The organism is Micromonospora sp. RTBAU3-60 (assembly GCF_054963695.1).
Genome location: NZ_JBUEGB010000016.1, coordinates 118,025 through 141,633 on the forward strand (window position 1 = coordinate 118,025; position 23,609 = coordinate 141,633).

General features: G+C 74.8%; 17 protein-coding genes. 9 read left to right on the forward strand and 8 right to left on the reverse strand.

The window, feature by feature from the left end; genetic code table 11:
- The first annotated feature begins 8 nt into the window (after positions 1-8).
- The 4 genes from ACY34I_RS18330 (at position 9) to ACY34I_RS18345 (ending at position 4,260) form a co-directional block, all read left to right on the forward strand.
- A complete protein-coding gene (locus ACY34I_RS18330; protein ID WP_462756199.1) occupies positions 9-1,619 on the forward strand; it encodes an ArnT family glycosyltransferase in 1,611 nt (536 codons plus the stop codon).
- A 22-nt stretch (positions 1,620-1,641) separates the two neighbouring features.
- On the forward strand, positions 1,642-2,439 hold the full coding sequence (yaaA, locus tag ACY34I_RS18335; protein ID WP_462756200.1) for a peroxide stress protein YaaA: 798 nt from the start codon (positions 1,642-1,644) through the stop codon (positions 2,437-2,439).
- 96 nt (positions 2,440-2,535) lie between these two features.
- The gene (locus ACY34I_RS18340; RefSeq protein ID WP_462756201.1) at positions 2,536-3,201 is read left to right on the forward strand and encodes a hypothetical protein; all 666 of its coding nucleotides are present in this window, start codon (positions 2,536-2,538) and stop codon (positions 3,199-3,201) included.
- Between the two features lie 96 nt (positions 3,202-3,297).
- A complete protein-coding gene (locus ACY34I_RS18345) occupies positions 3,298-4,260 on the forward strand; it encodes a TAXI family TRAP transporter solute-binding subunit (RefSeq protein ID WP_462756202.1) in 963 nt (320 codons plus the stop codon).
- Positions 4,261-4,296: 36 nt separating this feature from the next.
- Here ACY34I_RS18345 and ACY34I_RS18350 read toward each other — a convergent pair whose 3' ends face one another.
- Both ACY34I_RS18350 and ACY34I_RS18355 read right to left on the reverse strand, forming a co-directional pair.
- Positions 4,297-5,745 carry a sensor histidine kinase gene (locus ACY34I_RS18350; protein ID WP_462756203.1) on the reverse strand — a complete coding sequence of 483 codons (1,449 nt, stop codon included), beginning with the start codon at positions 5,743-5,745 and terminating at the stop codon, positions 4,297-4,299.
- 10 nt (positions 5,746-5,755) lie between these two features.
- On the reverse strand, positions 5,756-6,412 hold the full coding sequence (locus ACY34I_RS18355; RefSeq protein WP_462756204.1) for a response regulator transcription factor: 657 nt from the start codon (positions 6,410-6,412) through the stop codon (positions 5,756-5,758).
- A 118-nt stretch (positions 6,413-6,530) separates the two neighbouring features.
- Here ACY34I_RS18355 and ACY34I_RS18360 point away from each other — a divergent pair, with 118 nt between their 5' ends.
- Together ACY34I_RS18360 and ACY34I_RS18365 are read left to right on the forward strand one after the other, a co-directional pair.
- The gene (locus ACY34I_RS18360) at positions 6,531-7,793 is read left to right on the forward strand and encodes a hypothetical protein (protein WP_462756205.1); all 1,263 of its coding nucleotides are present in this window, start codon (positions 6,531-6,533) and stop codon (positions 7,791-7,793) included.
- 214 nt (positions 7,794-8,007) lie between these two features.
- On the forward strand, positions 8,008-8,559 hold the full coding sequence (locus ACY34I_RS18365; RefSeq protein WP_148794223.1) for an acyltransferase: 552 nt from the start codon (positions 8,008-8,010) through the stop codon (positions 8,557-8,559).
- 79 nt (positions 8,560-8,638) lie between these two features.
- On the opposite strand, the gene ACY34I_RS18370 is transcribed toward ACY34I_RS18365, so the two are convergent.
- From ACY34I_RS18370 to ACY34I_RS18395, 6 genes are all read right to left on the reverse strand, one after another.
- A complete protein-coding gene (locus tag ACY34I_RS18370) occupies positions 8,639-9,922 on the reverse strand; it encodes a nucleotide sugar dehydrogenase (protein WP_462756206.1) in 1,284 nt (427 codons plus the stop codon).
- A gap of 2 nt (positions 9,923-9,924) precedes the next feature.
- Complete coding sequence (locus ACY34I_RS18375; protein ID WP_462756207.1) at positions 9,925-11,484, reverse strand: glycosyltransferase family 2 protein; 1,560 nt, start codon at positions 11,482-11,484, stop codon at positions 9,925-9,927.
- A complete protein-coding gene (locus ACY34I_RS18380; RefSeq protein WP_462756234.1) occupies positions 11,481-13,043 on the reverse strand; it encodes a glycosyltransferase family 4 protein in 1,563 nt (520 codons plus the stop codon). Before ACY34I_RS18380 ends, ACY34I_RS18375 begins: the two co-directional genes overlap by 4 nt.
- A 255-nt stretch (positions 13,044-13,298) precedes the next feature.
- A complete protein-coding gene (locus tag ACY34I_RS18385) occupies positions 13,299-15,548 on the reverse strand; it encodes a glycosyltransferase family 4 protein (protein ID WP_462756208.1) in 2,250 nt (749 codons plus the stop codon).
- Positions 15,545-16,981: a glycosyltransferase gene (locus tag ACY34I_RS18390; protein WP_462756209.1), complete on the reverse strand. Its 1,437-nt coding sequence runs from the start codon at positions 16,979-16,981 to the stop codon at positions 15,545-15,547. Before ACY34I_RS18390 ends, ACY34I_RS18385 begins: the two co-directional genes overlap by 4 nt.
- Positions 16,982-17,042: 61 nt before the next feature.
- Entirely contained in the window at positions 17,043-18,578 is a 1,536-nt protein-coding gene (locus ACY34I_RS18395) for a glycosyltransferase (protein WP_462756235.1), read from the reverse strand.
- Between the two features lie 242 nt (positions 18,579-18,820).
- Here ACY34I_RS18395 and wecB point away from each other — a divergent pair, with 242 nt between their 5' ends.
- Genes wecB through ACY34I_RS18410 form a run of 3 tightly spaced genes read left to right on the forward strand, consistent with a single transcriptional unit; the run spans position 18,821 to position 23,517 of the window.
- Positions 18,821-19,909 (forward strand): non-hydrolyzing UDP-N-acetylglucosamine 2-epimerase, encoded by a 1,089-nt coding sequence (gene wecB, locus ACY34I_RS18400; RefSeq protein ID WP_462756236.1) that lies wholly within the window; start codon positions 18,821-18,823, stop codon positions 19,907-19,909.
- 51 nt (positions 19,910-19,960) lie between these two features.
- Positions 19,961-21,385 (forward strand): glycosyltransferase, encoded by a 1,425-nt coding sequence (locus ACY34I_RS18405; protein WP_462756210.1) that lies wholly within the window; start codon positions 19,961-19,963, stop codon positions 21,383-21,385.
- Positions 21,382-23,517, forward strand: a complete 2,136-nt coding sequence (locus ACY34I_RS18410) for a glycosyltransferase (protein WP_462756211.1) — start codon at positions 21,382-21,384, stop codon at positions 23,515-23,517. Before ACY34I_RS18405 ends, ACY34I_RS18410 begins: the two co-directional genes overlap by 4 nt.
- Positions 23,518-23,609: the final 92 nt, after the last annotated feature.

Here is a 23,609-nt window from a genome sequence, read left to right on the forward strand (position 1 = left end):
CGTTGGTCGTGTCGACAGCAGGGCAGCACCGTGGGTGGTGGCACCCCACGCTCGACCGGCCGGCGCTCGTCGCGCTGGTGCTCGGGGCGGCCGGGGTCGGTTACCGGCTGGTCCTGACGCTGCTGACCCTGCCCACCTCGAACAGCGACGAGGCCACCTTCGGCATCGCCGCGCTGCACATCGCCGCCGGCCACGAGCGGCCGGTCTTCCTGTACGGCCAGCACTACATGGGCGTGCTGGAGTCGTACCTGGCGGCGCCGCTGGTCCGGTGGGCCGGGCCGAGCTGGCCGGTGCTGCGCCTGCCCCTGCTGGCGCTCTACGCGGTCTTCCTCTGGCTGGCCTACCGGCTGACCCGCCGCCTCTTCTCGCCCTGGCTGGCCACCTTCGTGGTCGGGCTGCTGGCGCTCGGCTCGGAGCGGGTGGTCCGCGACCAGCTCACCGTGGTGGGCGGCCGACCGGAGGTGAAGCCGGCGGTGCTGGCGATGCTGCTGATCGCGGTGGCCCTCGGCGAACGTCGGGTGCGGCACCGCTGGCTGGCCACCGGCGTGTTCGGGCTGCTCGCCGGGCTGTCGCTCTGGTCGGACTGGCTGATCGTGCCCTACCTGGCGGCGGCCGGGCTGGTGCTGTTCTGGGCGGCGCCCCGGGATCTGGTCGGCTGGCCCGGCGTGCTGCTGATCGCCGGCTTCCTGCTCGGGGTCGCCCCGATGATCAAGGACAACCTGGTCGCCCCGCCCGGGCAGGACTCGCTGTCGGTGTTCCGGCAGATCAGCACCCGGCCGGGCGCGGTGCCGTCCTGGTCGGACCGGGTGCACGGCGGCCTGCTGGAGGGGGTGCCGCTGGCCGGCGGGCTGTGCCGGGCGGCCGGCTGCGCCCGGTGGCAGGAGTGGTTCGGGTTGCTCTACCCCGTGCTGCTGGTGGCCGCCGCCGTGCTGGGGCTGGTCGCGTACCGGCGGGCCGCCGTCGCCGCCGGACGGGTCCGGGCGGTCGCGCAACTCGCCCTGGTCGTCGGGGCCGCGCTGACCCTGCTCCTGTACGTGCGCAGCCCGCTCGCCGCGACCGACCCGCTGGGCAACGCCCGCTACCTGTCGGTGCTGCAGATCTCGCTGCCGGCGGTGCTGTGGCCGATCTGGCTGGCCGCCGCGCACGCCTGGCGGGGTACGGCGGGGGTGGCGGCGCGGATCGGCGGTGCGGTGGCACATCTGGTGCTGGCCGCGCTGGCCGTCGCCACGCTGGCGGCGACCGTGGCGTTCGTCGCGGACGCGCCGTCGCTGCGGGCCGAGGAGCGGCGGGCCCGCGAGTTGGCCGACGCGGTGCGCGGGGCCGGGCTGCACGAGGTGTACGGGGACTACTGGACCTGCAATCGGCTGATCTTCAACACCGGCGAGACGGTGGCCTGCGGGGTGCTCGACGGCAACCTGACCCCGGGGCAGAACCGCTACCCGCCGTACTGGCGGCAGGTCGGGCGGGCGGCCCGGCCCGGTTACGTGCTCGAGGCCGGGTCGTCGGCGGAGCGCGCGCTGCGCCGCTGGCTCGGCGACGGGGCGGACGCGGCCGTGGTCGCCGAGGTGGGCGGCTATCGCGTGTACCACCCGGAGAGCGCCGTGCGGCCGTGGCGCTGAGGGTGGCCCGTAGGCTGAGCCGATGCTCATCCTGCTGCCTCCGTCCGAGGGGAAGGCCGAGGCCGGCACCGGCCGGCGGCTGGACCTGTCCCGGCTCTCCCTGCCGGAGCTGACCCCGGCCCGGGAGGAGGTGCTGACCGCCCTGGTCGCGCTCTGCGCCGGGCCGGACGAGGCGGCGGCCCGGGCCGCGCTGGGCCTCAGCGAGGGGCAGGGCAGCGAGCTGCGCCGCAACGCCCGGCTCCGGGCGGCGGCGACCGCCCCGGCGGGGCGGATCTACACCGGGGTGCTCTACGAGGCGCTCGACCTGGCCTCGCTGCCGCCCGCGGCGGAACGGCTGGCCCGGCGCTCGGTGCTGATCAGCTCCGGCCTGTGGGGCGCGGTACGCCTCGCCGACCGGATTCCGCCGTACCGCTGCCCGGTCGGGGCGCGGCTGCCGGGGATCGGGGCGCTGTCGGCGTACTGGCGCCGGGCGCTGGAGCCGGCGATGGCGGCGGCAGCCGGCCGGGGGCCGGTGCTGGACCTGCGCTCCGGCGCGTACGCGGCCACCTGGGCCCCGCGCGGGGCGGTCGCGGAGCGCACGGTGACGGTGCGGGTGCTGCACGAGCGCGAGGTCGACGGGGTGCCGACCCGGTCGGTGGTCAGCCACTTCAACAAGGCCACCAAGGGCCGGCTGGTCCGCGACCTGCTGACCCCCGGCGCCCGGCCGCGCACCCCCGCCGCTCTGGTGGGCGCGCTGCGGGACCTGAAGTACACGGTCGAGGAGCAGCCGGCAGTGTCCGGCCGGCCACGCCAGATCGACGTGGTGGTTACGGAGCTGTAGCCGCAATTTTTGCTCAAGGCTCGGGCGCAGCGGTTTCGCCGTGCCAGCCAGGGGGCCACGGTAGGGGAACCCCGACGCCGACAAGGAGTTCCTCCCATGGCCTCCGACTCCACGCTGCTCGACCGGCCGCACCGTTCGCTGCCGCCCCCACCGCTGGACTGGCTGACCCTGGCTGACGCATTCGAGGTCGCCTGCCTGGTGCGCTGCACCCCGCCCCCGGCCATCGACGGCCGCCGCGTCGACACCGGCACCTACCGGGGCGGGGTGGCCGAGTTCAACCACGAGGCCGCGGCGCACCGGATGCGGCAGCTGCTCGGCCGCCTAGACGTGCCGGTGGAGCACGAGCTGGCCACCGGCGGCCTGCGCCGCCGCTACGAACTGCACCGGCTGTCCGTGCCCCGCGAGCACCGCACGGCGTACGCGATGCTGCTGGAGGCCGGCTGGCGGCAGGGCCGCCGGGAGCTGCTCGGCGGCCCGGTCCCCGGCGCCTCCCCGGCCCGGCGGGTGTGGCGGCCCCGGTTGGCCGCCGCAGCGTGGCGCGCGGCGCTGCTGGCCGGTGGGCGGCACGTCCGCCGGCACTGCCTCGGTGTCCGGCTCACCGATCGGGACCTGGCCGCGGTGCTGGTCCGCAGCGCGGCGCTGCTGGACGTCCCGGCGGTGCTCCGGCCCGGCGGCGGCTGCTTCCTGGTGAGCGTGCCCAACGGCCCGCACCGCGCACGGATCGTGGACAGCGCCACCCTCGCCCCGGCGCCGGCCTGCTGAGCCGTTCACCCGGCCCGGCCCACCCGTGCCGGGCGGGTACAGCTACCCGCCGGTTGGGCTTGCGCGGCGGCGGGTGCACGGCGCAGAGTGCAGCCCGTGAGCCGACGCTGGTCTGTGCGCGGCCGGCGGCGGACCCCGATGCCGGCGGCCCTGGTGCTGCTGCTGGTGTCGACCCTCGGCGGGCTCGCCGGCTGCCGGGACGAGCCGACCCGGCCGGTGCGGATCCGGATCGCCACGGGCAGCCCGACCGCCGTCTACCACGCCTTCGGCCAGTCGCTGGCCGCGATCCTCAACCGAGAGCTGCCCGGGGTGCAGGCCAGCGTGGTGGTCACCGCGGCCTCCGCGCAGAACGTGCGGCTGGTCGGCTCCGGCGCGGCGGAGCTGGGCTTCACCCAGGCCGACGTGCTGCCGCCCCGGTCCCCTGAGCATCCCGCCGTGCTCGCCGTGGCCCGGGTCTACGACGACCTACTGCACCTGGTCACCACCGCCGGCGGTCCGGTACGCACGCTGGCCGACCTGCGCGGCCGGCGGGTGTCGGTGGGCGCCGACGGCTCCGGCACCGAGGTCACCGCCATGCGGCTGCTGGAGGTGGCGCAGCTCGGCGGCGACCAGGTCCGGCAGGAGCATCTCGGCCTGGACGACTCGGTGGCGGCGCTGCGCGCCGGCCGGATCGACGCGTTCTTCTTCTCCGGCGGCCTGCCGGTGCGCGGCGTCGCGGAGCTGGCCGGGAGCACCGCCATCCGGGTGGTCGACCTGGGTGAGTGGACCGAGCCGCTGCGCCGCCGGTACGGGCAGGTGTACGTGACCCGGGACATCCCCCGCTCGGTGTACGGCGTGGACCCGGTCAGCACGGTGGCCAACCCGAACTACCTGGTCGTCCGCGCCGACCTGCCAGAGGCGCTGGTGCGGGACCTGACCCGGCTGCTGATGGACCGCCGGGAGGAGCTGGCGGCGGCCCACCCGGCGGCCGGCCGGATGAGTCCCCGCTCCGCGATCGTCACCACCCCGCTCCCCCTGCATCCGGGCGCGGCGGGCTGGTACCGGTCGACCAAACCCTGACGCCGGGTGCCGCGTCGAACCGGCGGCGGTGCGGGCTCAGCCGGCGGCCGAGCGGACCCGCTCGGCCGAGTCGGTGCCGGTCGCGCCGGCGCCGCTCCCCCGCTCCGCGGCGGGGTCGTCCGGGCTCGGGAACCACAGCTCGGCGACCAGGCCCCGGGGCTGGCCCTGGCGCATCGTCAACCGGCCGTCGGAGGCGTCGACCAGCACCGCCACGATGGTCAGCCCCAGCCCGGCCCCGTCCACGTTCTGCACGTCCGGTGCCCGCCAAAACCGCTCGGTGGCCTGGCCGAGCTGGCTGGCCGTCATGCCCGGGCCGGTGTCGCGCACCTGCAACGCGATCCCCCCGTCGGCCGGGCGTACCGCCACGGTCACCTCTCCGCCGGGGTCGCTGAACTTGACCGCGTTGTCGATCAACGCGTCGAGCGCCTGGTCGATCGCCGTCGGCACGGTCCGGGCGTACGCCGACGCCGTAGCCGTGTCGAGCCGAAGGTCGATGGACCGGTGCCGGGCCAGCGGCAGCCAGGCCGCCACCCGGGAGGCCGCGACCTCGGCGGCGTCCACGCTGACCCGCTGGTTCTCCGTCCGCTCGGCCCGGGCCAGGGTGAGCAGGGCGTCGAGCAGGGTGGCCAGCCGGTCCGTCTCCTCCAGCGCCAGCCGGTGCTCGGCGCGGCCGTCGTCGTCGGTCAGGCTCGGTCCCAGCTCCTCCACCCGTAGCCGGAGCGCGGCCAGCGGGTTGCGTAGCTGGTGGCTGGCGTGCGCCACGAACGCCCGCTGCCGGTCCATCACGTCGGAGACCACGTCGGCCATGTTGTTGAAGCTCGCCGCCAGCCGGCGCAGCTCCGGCGGGCCGAGCCGGGGGCGTACCCGGGCGGTGCCGTCACCCTCGGCGATCTCATGGGTCACCGCGTCCAGCTCGGTGACCGGGCGGAGCACCCAGCCGGCCAGCCCGAACGCGGTCGAGACGCAGGCCAGCACCGCGAGCAGGCCGATCGCAGCCAGCAGCAGCCACCAGGAGGCCACGGTACGCCGGACGTTGCCGGGCGGAGTCACGGTGACCACCGCACCGAGCACCTCGCCGCCGTCGGTGACCGGGACCGCCACCACCACCGGCCCATCCACCCAGGGCCACACCGAGTCCGGTGCGCTGAACTGCTGGCCGGCCAGCGCGGTGTCCAGGGCGACGGCCGTCCCCGGGCCGGACTCCCAGCTCACCGAGGCGGTCACGGTACGACCGTCCCGGTCGACCAGCGCGGCCCCGATGCCGTACAGGTCGTCGTAGGCGGCCAGTTCGCCGTCGAGCGGGCCGGCCCCGCCGCCCCGCAGCGCCGGGCCGCCGAGCGAGGCGAACCGGCTCGCGTCGGCGAGCCGGTCGGCCCGGACCCGGTCGGTCTCCCGGGTGGCCAGGGTGGCCGCCAGCGGCGTCTCCAGGGCCAGCAGCACGAGCACCATCAGCAGCAGGTAGCTGATCACCAGACGGCGCCGCACCCCGGCCCCCTCACTCGCCGCGGAGCCGGTAGCCGACTCCGCGTACGGTCTCCACCAGCGTCGGGTCGCCGAGCTTGCCCCGCAGCGAGCCGACGTGCACCTCGACCGTGTGCCGGTCCGCCCAGGTGGTGCCCCAGACGTCGAGCAGGATCCGGTCCCGCGGCACGGCCACGCCGGGCTGCCGGGCCAGGGAGAGCAGGATGTCGAACTCCTTGCGGGTGAGCGTCACCGGTCGGCCGGCCACGCTGACCGTCCGGCCGCCCACGTCGATGCGGACCGCGCCCGCCTCGATCAGGTTGCGCTCCGGCACGGTGTGGGCGGCCCGCCGCAGCACCGCCTCGATCCGCGCCTGGAGCTCCACCATCGAGAACGGCTTGACGACGTAGTCGTCGGCGCCCAGCCGGAGGCCGAGCACCCGGTCGCGTTCCTCGCCCCGGGCGGTCACCGCGATGATGCCGATCTGGCTGCTGCGCCGGCGCAACTCCCGGCACAGGTCGGTGCCGTCCCCGTCGGGCAGGGTCAGGTCGAGCAGCACCAGGTCGCAGGGGGCGGCGGAGAGCGCGGCTTCCACGGTGGCGGCGTGCTCCACCTCGTAGCCCCGCCGGATCAGCGCGGACGACAGGGCGCCGGCCACCCGACGATCGTCCTCGACCAGGAGGATCCGCACCCGTGCCTCCGTCCCTCGACCTGCTGCCCACGCATCGTGGCAGACCGGCGCGCGCGGCGGGAGCCCCGGGCACGCCATGGGTGGGGCGGGCCGGATCGGTGGGCTATGGTTCTGCCTTGTGTCCGCTCCCGCCCCCGCGCACGACGGGTCGTTCCGCCACGACGTCGACGCCCCCACCGCCCCGCAGCAACGCCCGGTCGACACGCGGACCCGCGCCGACGCGGCGGGCCGGACGGACGCCGCGGCCGAGGAGCGCCCGGGACGGGGCTGGCACCGTCACCCGGCGGTGGCGGCGATGGGTCTCTACGCCCTGCTGCGGCTCAGCGGACTGGTCGTCCTCGCGCTCTTCGCCCACCGGTCGGGCGCGGACTTCTGGTCGCTGCTGCACAGCCGCTTCGACGGCATCTGGTACGTGGGCATCGCCGACGACGGGTACGACACCGGGATGGTCGGCAACCACCCGAAGTCCCACAGCACACTGCCGAACCTGCCGTTCTTCCCGCTCTACCCGGGGCTGATCGCGGCGGTCGCCGCCGTCACCCCGTTCTCCACCCCGGCCGCCGCGCTGATCGTCGCCTGGACGGCCGGCCTGGCCGCCGCCTGGGGCATCTACGCCGTCGGCGCGCACCTCGGCTCGCGCCGGGTGGGCCTGATCCTGGTCGCCCTCTGGGCGGTCCTGCCGCACGCCATCGTGCAGAACATGGCCTACACCGAGACGGTGTTCACCGCGCTCGTCGCGTGGACGCTCTACGCGGTGCTACGCCGGCAGTGGCTCACCGCCGGCCTGCTCTGCCTCGTCGCCGGCCTCGCCCGCCCGACCGCCACGACCCTGATCGCGGCCGTCGGGCTGGCCGCTCTGGTGGCGATCGTCCGCCGTCAGGACGGCTGGCGGCCATGGGTGGCGGGGGCGCTCGCCCCGCTCGGCTACCTGGGTTACCTGGCCTGGATCGGGCACCGGCTGGGCTCGCCCGGCGCCTACTTCACCATGCAGGAGAAGTACTGGCGGATCGGCTTCGACGGCGGCGCCTCGACGGTCAAGACGCTGAAGAAGGTGCTGATCGCACCGACCTCGCTGCCCATGTACGTGTCCGCCCTGCTGCTGGGTGTCGCGGTGGTGCTGCTCGCGCTGCTCGTGCTGCACCGCTACCCGCTGCCCCTGGTGGTCTACTCGGTCACGTTCTTCCTGATCAGCATCGGCACGGAGAACTACTTCTGGGCGAAGGGCCGCTACCTGATGCCCGCCTTCGCGCTGCTCCTGCCGGTCGCCGTGGGGCTGGCGAAGGCGCGACGGAGCACCGTGCTGGCCGTGTTCGGCTTCCTCGTGCTCGTCTCCGCCTGGTACGGCACCTACCTGAGCCTGCAGTGGAAGTACTCCCCGTGACGCGCCCGGCGCGCTGACCGGCCGCCGACCCGGTGGCGGCGCCGCGCGGCAGGGGGCTCGTTATGCTACGCCGAGTCCGACTATCGGCCGGCCGATGCAGGCAGCCGGGTGTCGGCTGGTCCCGGCCCGCGCGGCCGCCTCGGTCCCCCGGCGCGGTCCGACGCACGGCTCCGCTGGCGCGACGGCGCGCCCGACGATGCGAGTTGATTGAAGGATGACTGACACCAACGACCGTTCCCCGTCCGTGTTCGTCCACCCGACGGCCGACGTGGAGGACGGTGCCCAGGTCGGCGACGGCACCAAGGTCTGGCACCTGGCCCACATCCGGTCGAGCGCCCAGGTCGGTGCCGGTTGCGTGATCGGGCGCAACGTGTACGTCGACGCGAACGTCACCGTCGGCGACCGCGTCAAGATCCAGAACAACGTCTCGGTCTACCAGGGCGTCACCATCGAGGACGAGGTCTTCGTCGGGCCGTCCGCGGTGTTCACCAACGACTTCCGCCCGCGCGCCCAGAACCCGGACTGGACGATCACCCCGACCCTGGTCCGGCGAGGCGCCTCGATCGGCGCCAACGCCACCCTGGTCTGCGGCATCGAGGTCGGCGAGTACGCCATGATCGCCGCCGGTTCGGTGGTCACCAGGGACGTCAAGCCGTACCAGCTGGTGGTCGGCAACCCGGCGCGGCCGAAGGGCTGGGTCGACGAGAAGGGCGAGGTCGTCTCCCGGGACGTCGACAATCCTCCGGCGGGCCTGACCCAGGGCTGAGCGGCGGGCGGCCGGCCCCGTCGACGAGAGCGGGCCCTGACCGGTGATCCGGTCAGGGCCCGCGTCGCGTTGGCCGGGGTCAGCCGCCGATGACCACCCGGCGGACACCCTCCCAGCGGGCCGGGTCGGTCACCCGACGCCCGTCCACCAGCACGGTCACACCCGGCAGGTCGGCCGGGGTGAGGGTGCGGTACTCGGCGTGGTCGGCCTGGATGACGGCGGCGCCGACCGGCTCGCCGTCGTAGCCGGGCAGGCCGTGCGCGGCCAGCTCCTCGTTGGTGTACATCGGGTCGGAGACGTACGGCTTGGCGCCCCGGGCCCGCAGCGCCTCCACGGTCGGGAAGACGCCGGAGAAGGCGGTCTCCTTCACGCCGCCGCGGTAGGCGGCGCCGAGCACCAGCACGCCCACGTCGGTCAGGTCGCCGTACGCGGCGGCGAGCAGGTCGACGGCGTACTGCGGCATGGCGGCGTTGGCCTCGCGAGCCGAGCGGACCACCGTGGCGGCCGGGTCGTTCCACAGGTACATCCGCGGGTAGATCGGGATGCAGTGCCCACCGACGGCGATGCCCGGCTGGTGGATGTGGCTGTACGGCTGGGTGTTGCAGGCCTCGATGACCTTGGTGACGTCGACGCCCACCGTGTCTGCGAAGCGGGCGAACTGGTTCGCCAGGCCGATGTTCACGTCCCGGTAGGTGGTCTCGGCGAGCTTGGCCAGCTCGGACGCCTCGGCCGAGCCGAGGTCCCAGACACCGTTCGGGCGGTTGAGGTCGGCCCGGTCGTCGAAGTCCAGCACCGCCTCGTAGAAGCGCACGCCGTGCGCGGCGGACGCCTCGTCGATGCCGCCGACCAGCTTCGGGTAGCGGCGCAGGTCGGCGAAGACCCGGCCGGTGAGCACCCGCTCCGGGCTGAACACCAGGTGGAAGTCCTTGCCGGCGGTGAGGCCGGAGCCCTCCTCCAGCATCGGCGCCCAGCGGTTGCGGGTGGTGCCGACCGGCAGGGTGGTCTCGTAGCTGACCAGGGTGCCCGGCTTGAGGCCGCGGGCGATGGCCCGGGTGGCGTCGTCCATCCAGCCGAAGTCCGGCACGCCCTCGGCGTCCACGAAGAGGGGCACGACCACGACGACGGCCTCGGACTCGGCGACCGCGGCGGCCGTGTCGGTGGTCGCGCTGAGCAGCCCGGCGGACACGGCCTCCTTGAGCTTGGTGTCCAGGTCGGTCTCACCGGGGAACGGCACCGCCCCGTCGTTGACCAGCTGCACGACCCGCTCGGAGACGTCCGCTCCGATCACCCGGTGGCCCTTGGACGCGAACTGCACGGCGAGCGGCAGCCCGATCTTGCCCAGGGCGACGACGCAGATGTTCATGGCTACTTCTTTCCTCCTAGTGGAAGCCTGCGCCGCAGGCGGGCCAGCAGCCGGCGCGGCGTCAGAGGTGCTACGGCGATCACGAGCTCACCCTTGTGGTTCGTCGTGGCGGTAAGGACGTGCAGGTGGCCTCCCCGCCGCTGCACCGTGCGCTGTGGCACGGGCCGCGCCGGTCCGCGCAGGGCCGTCTCACCAACGGTACCGAACGCCTCGACCTCCGCCCGGACCACCCGCAGCTCGCCACCGGGGGCGACGCCGGCGAGCAGCCCGGCCAGCGGAAGCTGCGCCCGGACCAGGGTCCCGGTGCCGTCCGCCTCGACCGTGGCGTCGGCGCTGACGGTCTCGCCGGCGCGGAGCCGGACCGCGGTGGCCAGCCGCGGCAGGTCTCCGCGGGGGCTACGGGCGGCCACCGTCAGCGCCCGGTTGCCGAGGAACGACACGGAGACGGTGTCCAGCCGGGCGATCCAGTCGGCGACCCGGTCGGTGACCTCGAACCAGCGGTCGGGCATGCCGAGCCGGGGATCGCGGAATCCCGGGTAGCCGGCGTACCAGCGGTCCCCGTCGACCACGGCCGGCGGGATGCCCTCCTCGGCGTCCTGCCGGATGACGGCGAGCAGGTCGTCCAGTTCGCCGTACCGGGCGGCGCCCAGCCGCACCCGCGCCTGGATCGGCAACTGGTCGCGGATCTCGTCGGTCAGGTACCGCTCGACCAGCGCGCGTACGCCGGCCTGGACCTGCTCCTGCACGCCCCGCTCCAGCGCCAGGAAGTCGTTCTCCAGCAGCCTTGCGACTTCCCAGCTGAAGTGCCGCACCAGGATCGCGTCGCGGCGCTTGCCCGCCTCGACCAGGCCGGCGACGAACTCCACCAGTGACTCGGCGCAGCGCAGCCGCTCGAGGTGGCGGCTGCGGTAGGTGATGTTGCGGGCGTTGAGCCGGCGCACCGCGTAGTAGTAGTCGTAGTCGGCCAGCACGGAGATCCGGCGGGCCCGGACGCAGGCCTCGATGGTGAACGGCTGGTCGCTGCCGACCGGCATGTCCTCCGGGTACCGCAGCCCGTACCGCTCGATCAGGTCCCGCCGGAACAGCTTGGTGTTCGACAGGGACCAGGGCAGCGCCGAGTCGAACAGGTCCAGGTCGGGCTCGTTGCGGGCGAAGACCGCCTGGTGGATGTTACGGCTGTTGACCCCGACGGTCCGGCCCAGCACGACGTCGGAGTCGTACCGATCCGCCGCCGCGACGAGCCGCTCCAGCGCCTCCGGGCCGAGGTAGTCGTCGGAGCCGATGAAGAAGACGTACCGGCCGGTGGCGTGCTCCAGGGCGCGGTTGCTGGGCGCGGCGGGCCCGCCGGAGTTGGGCTGGTGGACGACCTTGACCGTGCCCGGGTAGAGCCGGGCGAACCGGTCCAGCTCCCGGCCGCTGCCGTCGGTCGAACCGTCGTCCACCGCCACGACCTCCAGCCGGTCCCGCCCGATCGTCTGCTCCACCAGCGAGGTGAGGCAGCGGGTGAGGTAGGGCATGGTGTTGTAGACGGCCGTGATGACCGTCACGTCGGGCTGGGTCACCGGGCGACCCCCACGGGCGGCTGCGCGCCCGGCTCCGCCGGAGTGCCGGCCGCGGCCGTGCCGGGCCGGCCCGGCAGCAGCCGGGAGTAGACGCCGTCGAGCACCTCGGCCTGTGCCTCCCAGGTCCAGTTCGCCAGCAGGCCGGGGCGGTCGTACGCGGCTCGGTAGCGGGCCGGGTCGGCCAGGACGGCGCGCACCGCCCGCACGTAGTCGGCCACGTCCTCGGCGCGGAACACCTCACCCTGGCCGGTGGACCGCACGGTCCCGGCCATCGTCTTCACGTCGCTGACCACCAGCGGCAGCCGGGCGTGCGAGTACTCGAAGAACTTGGTGATCAACGCGATCTCGTGGTTGGGCCAGTGGTGGATCGGGATGACCCCGGCGTCGGCGCCGGACAGGAACGGCACCACCTGCCAGTGTGCCACGTAGGGCAGCGCATGCACCCGGTCGGCGATGCCGAGCTTCGCGGCGCGGGCCAGCACCCCGGAGACGTACGGCCCGGTCGGCTTGTTGACCACCAGCGCCACGTGCACCCCGGGCAGCTGGGGCAGCGCGTCGACCATGATGTCGAGGCCGCGCTGCCGGGCGGCGGCCCCGCTGTAGACCAGCAGCGGCACGTCGGGGCCGATCCCGCAGAGCGCCCGCAGGTCCGGCGCGGGGGCGTCCGGGACGAGCTCCTCGTGGTGGGCGGCCGGGGCGTTCAACACCACGTCCGGCGTCTCGGCCAGCCCGTGCTCCCGCTGCAGCAGCTCGGCCAGGCCGTCCGAGACCGTCATCACGGCGTCGGCGTACGGGGCGTACTCCCGCTCGTGCGCCCGGTGCGCGGGCAGCCAGCGGGCGTTGTCCTGCCACGGCTTGAGCCCGGGCAGGAACTCGTGGGCGTCCCAGACCACCTTGACGTCCCGGCCCTCGGCGGCGGCGCGGATCTTGGCCCGGGCGGCCACGCCGAGCATCCGGAAGTCGTTGGCGTGGATCAGGTCCGGTCGCAGCTCGTCGACCACCGGCCCGTAGGCCAGCTCGTAGTCCCACAGGCCGGGCTCGAGCCGCCGCCAGGCGCCGTCGCCCTTCGCCAGCTGCCAGAAGAGGGTGTACGCCCGGTCCCACGGGTTGCGGAAGCGCCGCCGGCGGTGGGCCTGCGTCAGCATCCAGTAGCGCAGCGAGACCCACTTGCCGGCCGCCCGGGCGGCGACCTCCTCGGCCCGCAGCGCGCGCCGGCGCAGGCCGAGCCGGGGCGTCGCCGGGTCGGCCACGGCGAGTTGCGCCGCCCGCACCGCGAGGTCCGCCCGCCACGCCTTGACGCTCTGCTGCCGGTGCGCGGCGATCCCGCTGGGCGGGTACGCCAGCGGCCAGCGCAGCCAGGCGCGACGGAACTCGTGCCGGCGACGGGCGAGCGGGGCGGGCACGGCCAGCAGGCGCACCTCGGCCCGGCCGAGCTGCCAGGTCTGCGGCAGGCTGCCGGGGGACCGGCCCAGCAGGACCACCTCCCAGCCGGCCTCGGCGGCCGAGCGGGCGGCCTTCTGCACCCGGGAGTCACCGTTGACGCCGTTGTCGACCAACATGACAACCCGCCCGCGCGGCTGCGCGGCAGTGCCGTCCATCGCCATCGTGCCCGTTTCCGCCTCTCTGGGAACCGCTGGTTCGCCTAGGGGACGGCCCGCGCCGACCGGGGCCGTCGACCTGACACGCCGTAACCGGCCGGCGAGCCGTCGCGAGTCTACGCGAGGCTCGCCCCGATCTGCCGCCACCTCACCTTGCCCGGTTTGCGGATGATTCGACCCGCCCGGCCGGCCTGTCCGGTGCGGGTCGGGCGGCGCTCAGGGCGCCACCGGCTCCGGCGGCACGAGGGACGTGGTGACCGTGAGGTCGGGTCGCAGGCGGCCCAGCTGCCACCCGATCGACACGCCGAAGACGCCGGCCACCACCACCCGTTCGGTCCGCGCCAGGTCCAGCTTCGGCAGCACGTCCCGGCGCACGATCCGCCATAGCACCTGGGAGCGGACCACCCGGTAGCCGGGGTAGAAGACCGACGTGTGGAACCAGCGGGCGGCCGAGGCGTGGCCGCGTTCGAGCCGGGACACGACCAGCTCCGGCCAGAGCGCGTCCTTCCCGCGAGCCCGCTTGCGGGCCACCGCGAGGGCCTTCCCCGGCGCCCGGTAGACGAACAGCTGCTCGGTCCAGAGCACCGGCCGCTTGCGCTCCGCGGTGTCCAGGCGCAGCAGGCGGACCCGCTTGTCGACCTCCGAGCGGCGCCACTGCAGCGGGTCGTTGGTGATCACGTCGACGGCGTAGCCGCGCTCGATGAGGCGCCGGACGTACTGCCGGACGACCTTGAACTGCGGCGGGCTGATCGCCACCAGCACCACCCGCGGCGCGTCCGGGTCGTCCGGGCCGGCCGACGCGACGTCGTTAGCGGCCGGCGCGACCTCGGCGGCGGCCGGCGGGGCCACCTGCGCCGGGGCGGCCGCCTCGACCGGGGCGGTCGGCGTGGCCACCTCGACCGGGGCGGGCTCGGGGGGCGCGTACACCTCGCGGAGCCGGGCCGCCACCGCCTCCCGCCCGTACCGCTCGACCAGGCTGGCCCGGGCGGCCGGCAGGTCCAGCTCGTCGATCCGCTTGCGGAGTTCCCGGTAGCCCTCGACCAGCACCGCCGGGTCCTCGCTGATCTCGACCAGCAGGCCGGCGCGTCCGTTCAGCCCGCCCAGCGTCTCCTGCGGGCCGAGGCTCTCGGCCACCAGCACGGGGGTGCCACACGCCACCGCCTCGACCACGGTCATCCCGAAGGTCTCCGCCGGGCTGGCGTGCACCAGCAGGTCGTGCGTGCGCATCAGCTCGGGCACCTCGGCCGGCGGCACCGCCGGGCGGAGGTCCACCCGGTCCCCGTACGGGCTGCGGGCCAGCTCCGCGCGGATCTGGTCGACCAGCGGACCGGTGCCGACCAGAGTCAGCGTGGCCGCCGGCTCCTCGGCCGCGATCGCGAGGAACGCGGCGAGCACCCGGTCGACGCCCTTCTGGGTGCTCAGCCGGCCGACGTAGAGCCAGCGCAACAGGTCCCGGGGCGGCTTCGGCCGCGGCGTGAAGTCGCTGAAGTCGATCGCGTTCGGGATGACGCGCAGCTTGTGGGCGTGGTGCGGGAACTGGTCGCGGATCTCGTTGCGCAGGTGCTGGCTGACGCACAGGAACACGTCGGCCCGGTGCAGCGCCTCCTCGTAGAGCCGGCGCGCGGCGGGCTGCTTGAAGATGTTGTAGAGGAAGCTGGCGTGCTCGGTGACGATGATCCGGGCGTCCGGCCGGGCCAGCCGCTGGGCGACCACCCCGCCGTAGATGCCCGTGTGGGCGTGCACGAGCGGGGCCTCGATCCGCCCCGTCGGCAGGGTCCGGCGGATGGCCTCGACGTGGCCGAGGGCCCAGGCGGCGTAGTCGCGCTTGGACGAGATGGGCACCGGAACCCGGGTGACCTCCCCCGCCGCCGTGTCCTGGATGACCGGGCCGACGCGGGCCGCCAGCCGGTCGGCCGCGACGGAGATCGCCTCGACGTTCGACGCGTCGTAGCGGTAGGGCCAGTCCTCGGTGTGCAGCACCGAGATCCGGGGGTGGTCGGCCCGCACCGCGCCGATGGTGGGCGGGACGAAGGCGCCGGCCAGCGGGTTGTTGGCCGACGGGTACCAGGGCGTGACGACGGCCAGGTCGGCGGGGGCCGGGCGGCGGGCCGGGTCCGCCGTCGGTTCGAGGGCGACGGCGAGGTCCGGCCGCCGCGCGACGGCGTCCCAGGCCGCCGGGAAGGCGTACGGGTCGCCGATCACGAGCAGGTCGGCGTCGTGCAGCGGGCCGCTGCGGTCGCGCAACAGCCGCCGGGCGGCACGCGTCGCGGCGCGCGGGTCGGGGGCGTCGACCCGGTGCACCCGCACGTCCTGCGGCACGTCGACGTCGCGCCACTCGGGCAGGTCGGGCGCGACGAGCTCGACCCGCGCCCCGTCGGCGGTCAGCTGCGCCACATGCCGCTCGGCGGCCCGGACCCGGTGCGGGCCCAGCGCCAGGAAGACGACCTTACGGGCATTCGCACTCAACGGGACTCCTCCACCAGCGCGCGCATCCGGGCCTCCCAGGGCTGCAGGGTCGCGGTCCGGGTGTACTTCTCGGCGTGGGCCTGGGCGGCGGCGTGCCGGGACGGGTCCAGCTCGCGGGCCGCCTTGGCCGCGGCCACGAACGACTCGGCCACGGTCTCCGCGTCGAGCCGGTCACCGGCGAACCAGAGCGGGTAGCCCTCCAGCACCTCGGACGCGGCGATGTCCGGCCGGTGCACCGACACGATCGGCTTGCCCGAGGCCATGTACTCGAACACCTTGCCCGAGGTGACGTACTTCGCGCCGGGGACGCAGAAGACCAGCGCGTCGGTCTCCCCGTACACCCGCGGCACGTCGGCCTTGCCGAACGAGCCGCGGTAGTGGACCCCGGCGTCCTCGTGGGCGGCCAACCGCTCGCGCAACTCCTCGGCGGTCTGGGCGAAGAAGCCCAGATGGCCGTGCACGTGCAGTTCGGCGTCGGCCAGCACCGGATCCTTGCGCGCCAGGCGCCACCCCTCGAAGAGCTCGTCGAGCGGCAGGTACGGGGTCACGGTGCCGAGGTAGCCGAAGCGCAGCGGACGATCCGGCGCCGGTGGCTGGAACTCGGGACGGCCGACGAACTCCGGCTCCCAGCCGTTCGGCACCACGGTCATCCGGTCGGCGGCGAAGGGGTACTGATCGGCGTACCACTGCCGCATGCCGTCGTTGACGAACACGACCTCGGCCGCGTCCCGCACGATGCGGGACTCCCAGGAGGCGGTACGCGTGCCGGGGCCGAACCGGACCTGCTCGGTGAACTGGTTGAAGGTCCAGGCGTCCCGGTAGTCGACCGCGTAGGGCACCCGCCACGTCTTGCCTAGGAACCAGGCCGCGGCGAACGACACGAACGGGTTGCCGGTGGCGATGACCAGGTCGAAGCGGCGGCGGGTGTGCAGCTTGAACGCCCGGCTCAACAGCCCGGGGATCCACCCGATGTAGTGCTCCGGCAGGAACCACCGCTGCATCCGCCGGTAGAACCGGTCGGCCACCACGGGCATGGCCTTGCGCAGCCGGCTGAACCGGCGGACGTCCGTCTCCCAGTGGTAGGTGTTCATCGGGGGCCGCTCGACGCGTACCCGGGGGTCGACCGTCGCCTCCAGGGTCTCGTCGCTGCCGCCGTCGAGGTAGTAGCTGAAGAACTCCCGGGGCGCGGTGATGACGGTCACGTCCCAGCCGGCCTCGGCGTAGTGGTTGGCCGTGGCCCGGGCCCGGAACACCCCGCTGCCCCGGCTCGGCGGGAAGAAGAACGCGAGGTAGAGCAGGCGGGGCCGCCGACCCTCCCGCTGCGCGGTCTCCTGCGGCCCGGTGGTGGAGCTGCTGTCGTTGTCGGCGGATCCTGTCGACCAGTCGGCCCCGCTCGCGTCGGTGGGGCCGGTGGACTTCACGTCTCGTCGCATCGCGCTTTCTTCGGTCGGTGTCGTGGCCACGGCGGGGCACCGGGCCGGCGGTCGGCGAAGCTCAGGCGGAAAGGGTGCTCCCCGTCCTTCCATGGTGCCGCACATCGGCCGTACCCGCCTCGCCGGCGGGGCCGGCGGGCGCGGCCGGCAGGAGCCGGGAGTACAGGTCGTCCAGCACCCGCGCCTGCGCCTCCCACGTCCAGCCGGCCAGCAGCCCGGGCTGCTCGTACGCCGCCCGGTAGCGCTGCGGATCGGCCAGCACGTGACGAACGGCACGGACGTAGTCGGCCACGTCCTCCGCCCGGAACACCTCGCCCTGGCCCGTCGAGCGCACCGTCGCCGCCATAGTCTTCACGTCGCTGACGACCAGCGGCAGTCGGGCATGCGAATACTCGAAGAACTTCGTGATCAGCGCGATCTCGTGGTTGGGCCAGTGGTGGATCGGGATCACCCCGACGTCGGCGCCGGCCAGGAAGGGCGCGACCTGCCAGTGCGGCACGTACGGCAGCACGTGCACCCGGTCGGCCACCCCGAGCTCCGCGGCCCGGGTGAGCAGCCCCTGGACGTAGTCCCCGTCCGGCCGGTTGACGACGAACGCGGCGTGCACGCCGTCGAGCTGGGGCAGCGCCTCGACCATCGTGCCCAGCCCGCGCTGCTCGGCCGCGGCCCCGCTGTAGACCACCAGCGGCACCGCCGGCCCCAGCCCGCACCGGGCGCGCAGGTCCGGCACCGGTTCGCCGTCGTCGGTCGGCCGGTCGGACTGCGCCTCCGGGGCGTTCAGCACCACGGTCGGCAGCTCGGGCAGGCGGTGCGTGGTGCGCAGCAGCTCGGCCAGCGAGTCCGAGACCGTCAGCACCGCGTCCGCGTACGGGGCGTACTCCCGCTCGTGGGCGGCGTGCGCCGGCAGCCACCGGGCGTTGTGCGCGACCGGCCGGACGCCGGGCAGGAACTCGTGGGCGTCCCAGACCAGCTTGATCTCGCGTCCCCGGGCCCGGGCGCGGATCTTGGCGCGGGCCCCGACCCCGAGCATCCGGAAGTCGTTGGCGTGGATCAGGTCCGGCTTCAGCCGGTCGATCAGCGGCCCGAACGCCAGCTCCCAGTCCCACAGGCCCGGGGCCAGCCGCCGCCACGCCCGGTCGCCCATCAGCCGCTGCCAGAACGCCGTGTACGTCCGGTCCCAGGGCCCGTGCAGGGTCCGCGGCGAGCGCTTCTGCTGGGCCGCGCGGAAGTCGACCCAGCGCTCCAGCAGCCCGGCCGCCTTCTCCTCCGCCCGCAGCCGGGACGAGGCGCCGGAGCGGGCCGCGCGCAGGCGCAGGTCGGCCCGCCAGGCGCGGACCCACTGCTTGCGGTGGGCGGCCAGGCCACCCGGCGGGTACGCCAGCGGCGCGCGCAACCAGCGGCGGCGGTACTCGTGCCGGTGCTTGGCCAGGGTGGCCGGCACGGGCAGCAGCCGGACCTCGGCCTCCCCCAGGTGCCAGGTCTCGGGGAGCCCGGACGGCGACCGGCCGAGGAGGATCACCTCCCAGCCCGCCGCGGCGGCGGAGCGGGCGGACTTCTGGACCCGGGAGTCACCGGTGACGCCGTTGTCCACCAGCATCACGATTCGTCCGCGCCGGGCGCCGTCGGCACCTGTGGACATCATCCGGCCCGTGTCCCTCCCCGTCGTCTCCCGCCCCTGCGGGGGCCTGGCGAGTCTACGGTAGTCACTGTCCCGGACTGGCTAGACTCCCTGTTGCAAGGTAGCCGCAGCGCATGATCAGCGCCGGCCCGCGCGTCGGGGCCCGGACCCGCGGCACGACATCGGCCCGCGCCGGCCTGCAGGACTTGGAGTACCGCCACGTGAAGGTCGTCAGCATCGTCGGCGCCCGACCCCAGCTGGTCAAGCTCGCACCGATCGCCGCCGCCTTCGCCGGCACGGCGCATCGGCACGTCATCGTGCACACCGGCCAGCACTACGACGCCGACCTGTCCGACGTGTTCTTCACCGGTCTGGGCATCCCGGCGCCCGATGTCCACCTCGGGATCGGCTCGGGCAGCCACGGGGTGCAGACCGGGCAGGCGCTCGCCGCCCTCGACCCGGTCCTGGCGGCCGAACGGCCCGACTGGGTGCTGGTCTACGGCGACACCAACTCGACCCTGGCCGGGGCGCTGTCCGCGGTGAAGCAGCACCTGCGGGTGGCGCACCTGGAGGCCGGGCTGCGCTCGTTCAACCGGCGGATGCCGGAGGAGCACAACCGAGTGCTCACCGACCACGCCGCCGACCTGCTGCTGGCGCCCACCGAGGAGGCCATGCGGCACCTCGCCACCGAGGGCCTGGCGAGCCGGTCGGTGCTGGTCGGCGACGTCATGGTCGACGTCTGCTTCACCGTGCGGGACACCGTGCTCGCCGGCGCGCAGCCGGCGCCCGCGCTGCCGGCCGGGATCGACCCCACCGAGCCGTACCTGGTCGCCACCCTGCACCGGGCGGAGAACACCGACGACCCCGAGCGGCTCGCCGCCCTGGTCGACGCGCTGGCGGCCCTGCCGGTGCCTGTGGCGCTGCTCGCCCACCCCCGGCTGACGGCCCGGGCCGACGAGCACGGCGTGAAGCTGGACCGGGGCGCGCTGCGGGTCGGCCGCCCCCTGCCGTATGCGGGCATGGTGGCCGCGGTGCTCGGCTCGGTGGGCGTGGTCACCGACTCCGGCGGGCTGCAGAAGGAGGCATACCTCCTGGGCCGGCCGTGCACCACCCTGCGCCCGCAGACCGAGTGGCCGGAGACCCTCGACGGCGACTGGAACCGCCTGGTGCCCGACCCCCACCAGTTGGGGACGGCGGCCCTGGCGGCGGCGCTGACCCGACCGGCCCCGACCGCTCCCCGCGGCGAGCCGTTCGGCGACGGGCGGGCCGCCCACCGCGTGGTGGAGGTCCTGGCCGACGCTCTCGCCTGACCCACGCACGACACCCCTCAATCCCTGCCGGAAGAGATCGCCAGCAGCACGATGCAGAGCAGACTTTCCCCCCTCGCGGCCCTGACCCGGGCCGGCCGCCGTCCCCGCCGGGGCGCCCGGCCACACGTCATCTACCTGGCCATCGGCTTTCCGCCGGCGGCCAAGAGTTCCGCCTACCGGATGCGCGAGACCGCCAACCAGTTCGCCGCGGCCGGCTGGGACGTCACGGTCATCACCATCGCGGACGAGTCCTGGGAGCGGGAGTACGGGCTCGACCACACCCTCTCCGAGGGCGTCGACCCGCGCATCGTCATCGAGCGGCTGCCGCTGGCGCGGACGGACCTGGAGACCGACATCCGGGCGTTCTCCGAGGCCCGCTCGCTGCACCCGCAGCGGTGGATCGAGCAGCAGCGCCGGCAGGAGCTGCGGATCTTCCCCGAGCCGGTCTTCGGTGGCTGGCGGCCGGAGTTGGAGAAGGCGGTGCTGCGCGTCCACCAGGAGCACGCGGCGGACCTGCTCATGACCACCTGCGCCCCGTACGTCAACCTGGCCGCGACCTGGCGGCTGTGGCAGGAATACCAGGTGCCGTACGTGGTGGACTTCCGCGACGGCTGGTCGGTGGACGTGATCGGCGGCGGGGCGGCCTTCACCAAGGACTCCGCGGCGGGCCGCTGGGAGGAGAAGGTGCTCGCCGAGGCCCGGGCGGTGTGGTGCGTCAACGAGCCGATCGCCGACTTCTACCGCGAGCGCTACCCGGCGCTGCGCGACCGGGTGCGGGTGGTGCGCAACGGTTACGACGAGGACTGCGTCCCGGCGACCCCGCACCGCCCCGATCCGGAGGCGGGGCTGACCTTCGGCTACCTCGGGTCGATCAACTTCGCGCCCGCGCTGCTCGACTCGGTGCTCACCGCCTGGCGCATGGCGCGCCGCGAGGACCCGCTGCTCGTCCGGAGCCGGTTCGAGGTGCGCGGGCACATCGGCGCGGGCGCGCTGCGCGAGGCGAACGCGCACATGGAGCTGCTGCGCGCTGCCGCAGGCGACGGCGTGGAGTTCGGCGGGCCGCTGGCCAAGGCGGAGGTGGCCGCCGCCTACGGCCGCTGGGACGCGCTGGTGCTGATGCTGGTGGGTGGCCGCTTCGTCACCTCCGGCAAGGTCTACGAGTACGCCGCCAGCGGGCTGCCGGTGGTGTCGGCGCACGAGGTCGACCATGACGCCGCCACCGTCCTCGCCGGCCATCCCCTGTGGACCGGAGCGGTGGGGCTGGACCCGCGCCGGCTCGCGGACTCGTTCACGGCGGCGGCGCGGCTCGCCGTCGAGGCGACCGACGAGCAGCGGGCCGCCGCACAGGCGCACGCCCGCCAGTTCGCCCGCGGCGCGCAGCTCGCCCCCGCCGTCGCCGAGGCGACCGCGATGGTCACCGGAGCGGCGACCGGCCCGGGCAGTGACAGCACCTCCAGCGAAGGCGGACAGGCATGACGAAGGTGCTCATCGTGGCCGGTGAGCGGCCACAGCAGAAGTCCGTGCTGGTCGAGGCGTTGCGTCGGTTCCGCGCGCAGGGCGCCTCGGTCGGCATCGTCGGCGACGTCGACGCGGACGCGCTGGCCCTGGAGCCCGGTCTCGCCGAGGTCCGCACGCTCGCGGCCGAGCCGGCGGACCCGCGGCTGCGCCGGGCCCTGGCCCGGATCACCCAGCCGTCCCGCGCCCTCTGGGTCCGGGCCTGGGCCGATCCGTGGACCCGCCGCTGGGTGCGGACGGCCGACGTGCTGGTCGCGCTCGATTCGACGGCCGTGCACGCGGTGTGGGAGATGGCCCAGCGGCAGCCGCGGGCGGACGCCTGCAACGGGATCGGGGCGGCCGGGCGGATCGTCCGGGCCCGCCACGAGGGGACGCACCGGGTCGCCCGGCGGGCGTCGGAGCGGCTGTCCGCCCGGGCCGGCATCGTGGTACGCGGGGCGCGGCGCGCGGCGGTGACCGGGGCCCGGGAGTCGCTGGAGGCGGCGATGGCGCCGGCGGTGCTGCGCAGCCGCGTCGGCGGTCGGCTGTGGCGCTCGGCGGTGGCCGCCCCCGGTCTGCCGGAGCGGGTGCGGGTGGCCCTCGCGTACCGGGTGCACCTGCGGTCGGTGCAGGCGGACGCCCCCCGCCTCGCGGCGGCGACGACCGCCGCCGCGACCGGCCGGATCGGCGGCCGCAAGAGCCGGGCCGACCTGCTGACCCGGGAGGCCACCGCCGAGCTCGACCTGGGTCGCGTCCCGGTCTGCCTGACCGAGGCGGTCACGGCCGAACTCGCGCTCGCCGACGAGTTCCTCCCCCGCCAGCAGGCCCGGGCGGCGAAGTCGTTGTACAAGGCCATGCGGTTGCTGTTTCACCGGGTGCCGCACTTCGACCAGCTCAGCTCACCGCTGGCCGAGCGGCCGGCCGAGTTCCTGGCCCCGCTGCGGGCCAGCGCGACCGCCCGGGCGATGGCCACCCCGCGCGGGCGGGCGACGCCGGCGGCCACACCCCCGGCGGACCGGCCGCTGCGCCTGCTCATCATGACCAACGGCAACGCCCACTTCCTGCGGGAGATCAAGGAGCGGTACGCCGAGGCGCCCGGCGTCGAGCTGCGTTACCTGCACCTGGCCGACGATCCGGTCGCGGCGCCGCTGACCCACAACCCGGCCGGCATCGTCGAGCATCTCGTCGCCGGCCGCAGCGAGTACGGCAACCGGGTCGAGGAGTGGCTGCGGCCGCACCTGGACTGGGCGGACACCCTCTTCGTCGACTGGTGCGTCGCCGCCGCCGGGATGACCACCCTGGTCGACCCCGGCGACACCCGGGTGGTCATGCGGCTGCACAGCTTCGAGGCGTTCAGCTTCTGGCCCCACCTGATCGACTTCTCCCGGGTGGACGACCTGGTCTTCGTCTCGGACCACCTCCGGGACCTGACCTGCGAGGTGGTGCCGGCGCTCACCGGGGAGCAGGCTCCCCGCCTGCACGTCATCCCGAACGCCATGGACCTGCGGCGGTACGACCGCCCGAAGGAGCCGTCCGCCCGGTTCACGCTCGGTCTGATCGGCACCAGCGCGGTGGCCAAGGACCCGCGCTGGGCGATCGAGGTGCTTCGCCGGCTGCGGGCGGACGACGAACGGTACCGGCTGGTGCTGGTCGGTGGCGGCCTCGACCCGAAGGCGAGCGAGTCCGTCCGCCAGTACCAGGCCGCGTTGACGGCGGACCTGGCCGAGTTGGAACCGTCCGGCGCGGTGACGCGGATCGGGCACACCGACGACGTGCCCGGGGTGCTCAGCGGGATCGGGGTCATTCTCAGCAGCTCGGTGCGGGAGAGCTTCCACTGCGCCCTGGTCGAGGGCGCGGCCAGCGGCGCGGTCCCGGTGGCGCGGGACTGGCCGTTCTTCGCCGGGCGGGAGGCCAGTGCCCGGACGCTGTTCCCCGCCGACTGGGTGGTCGGCACCCCGGCGGAGGCGGCGGAGCGGATCCGGGCGGCGACCGCCACCGAGGACGGCTGGCGGGCGGAGGGCGCCGCCGCGGCCGGGCACGCGACGAAGACCTGGGACTGGAGCGTGGTCCGGCACGACTTCGACGAGCTGTTCCTGCCGGGTCGCCAGGCATAGGCGTACGACCTCGGTCGGCCCGGACCATGCGGGCCGGCCGAGGTCGTCTGGCAGGGGTGGGGCGACCGGCGGCACGAGAGGTGGCCCGTGCC

What these genes read in the sequence shown, in the direction of transcription:
- yaaA (WP_462756200.1), top strand. Translation starts at nt 1,642, where the DNA reads ATGCTCATCCTGCTGCCTCCGTCCGAGGGGAAGGCCGAGGCCGGCACC.
- ACY34I_RS18340 (WP_462756201.1), top strand. Translation starts at nt 2,536, where the DNA reads ATGGCCTCCGACTCCACGCTGCTCGACCGGCCGCACCGTTCGCTGCCG.
- ACY34I_RS18365 (WP_148794223.1), top strand. Translation starts at nt 8,008, where the DNA reads ATGACTGACACCAACGACCGTTCCCCGTCCGTGTTCGTCCACCCGACG.
- ACY34I_RS18370 (WP_462756206.1), bottom strand. Translation starts at nt 9,922, where the DNA reads ATGAACATCTGCGTCGTCGCCCTGGGCAAGATCGGGCTGCCGCTCGCC.
- ACY34I_RS18380 (WP_462756234.1), bottom strand. Translation starts at nt 13,043, where the DNA reads ATGTTGGTCGACAACGGCGTCAACGGTGACTCCCGGGTGCAGAAGGCC.
- ACY34I_RS18390 (WP_462756209.1), bottom strand. Translation starts at nt 16,981, where the DNA reads ATGCGACGAGACGTGAAGTCCACCGGCCCCACCGACGCGAGCGGGGCC.
- ACY34I_RS18395 (WP_462756235.1), bottom strand. Translation starts at nt 18,578, where the DNA reads ATGCTGGTGGACAACGGCGTCACCGGTGACTCCCGGGTCCAGAAGTCC.
- ACY34I_RS18405 (WP_462756210.1), top strand. Translation starts at nt 19,961, where the DNA reads ATGCAGAGCAGACTTTCCCCCCTCGCGGCCCTGACCCGGGCCGGCCGC.
- ACY34I_RS18410 (WP_462756211.1), top strand. Translation starts at nt 21,382, where the DNA reads ATGACGAAGGTGCTCATCGTGGCCGGTGAGCGGCCACAGCAGAAGTCC.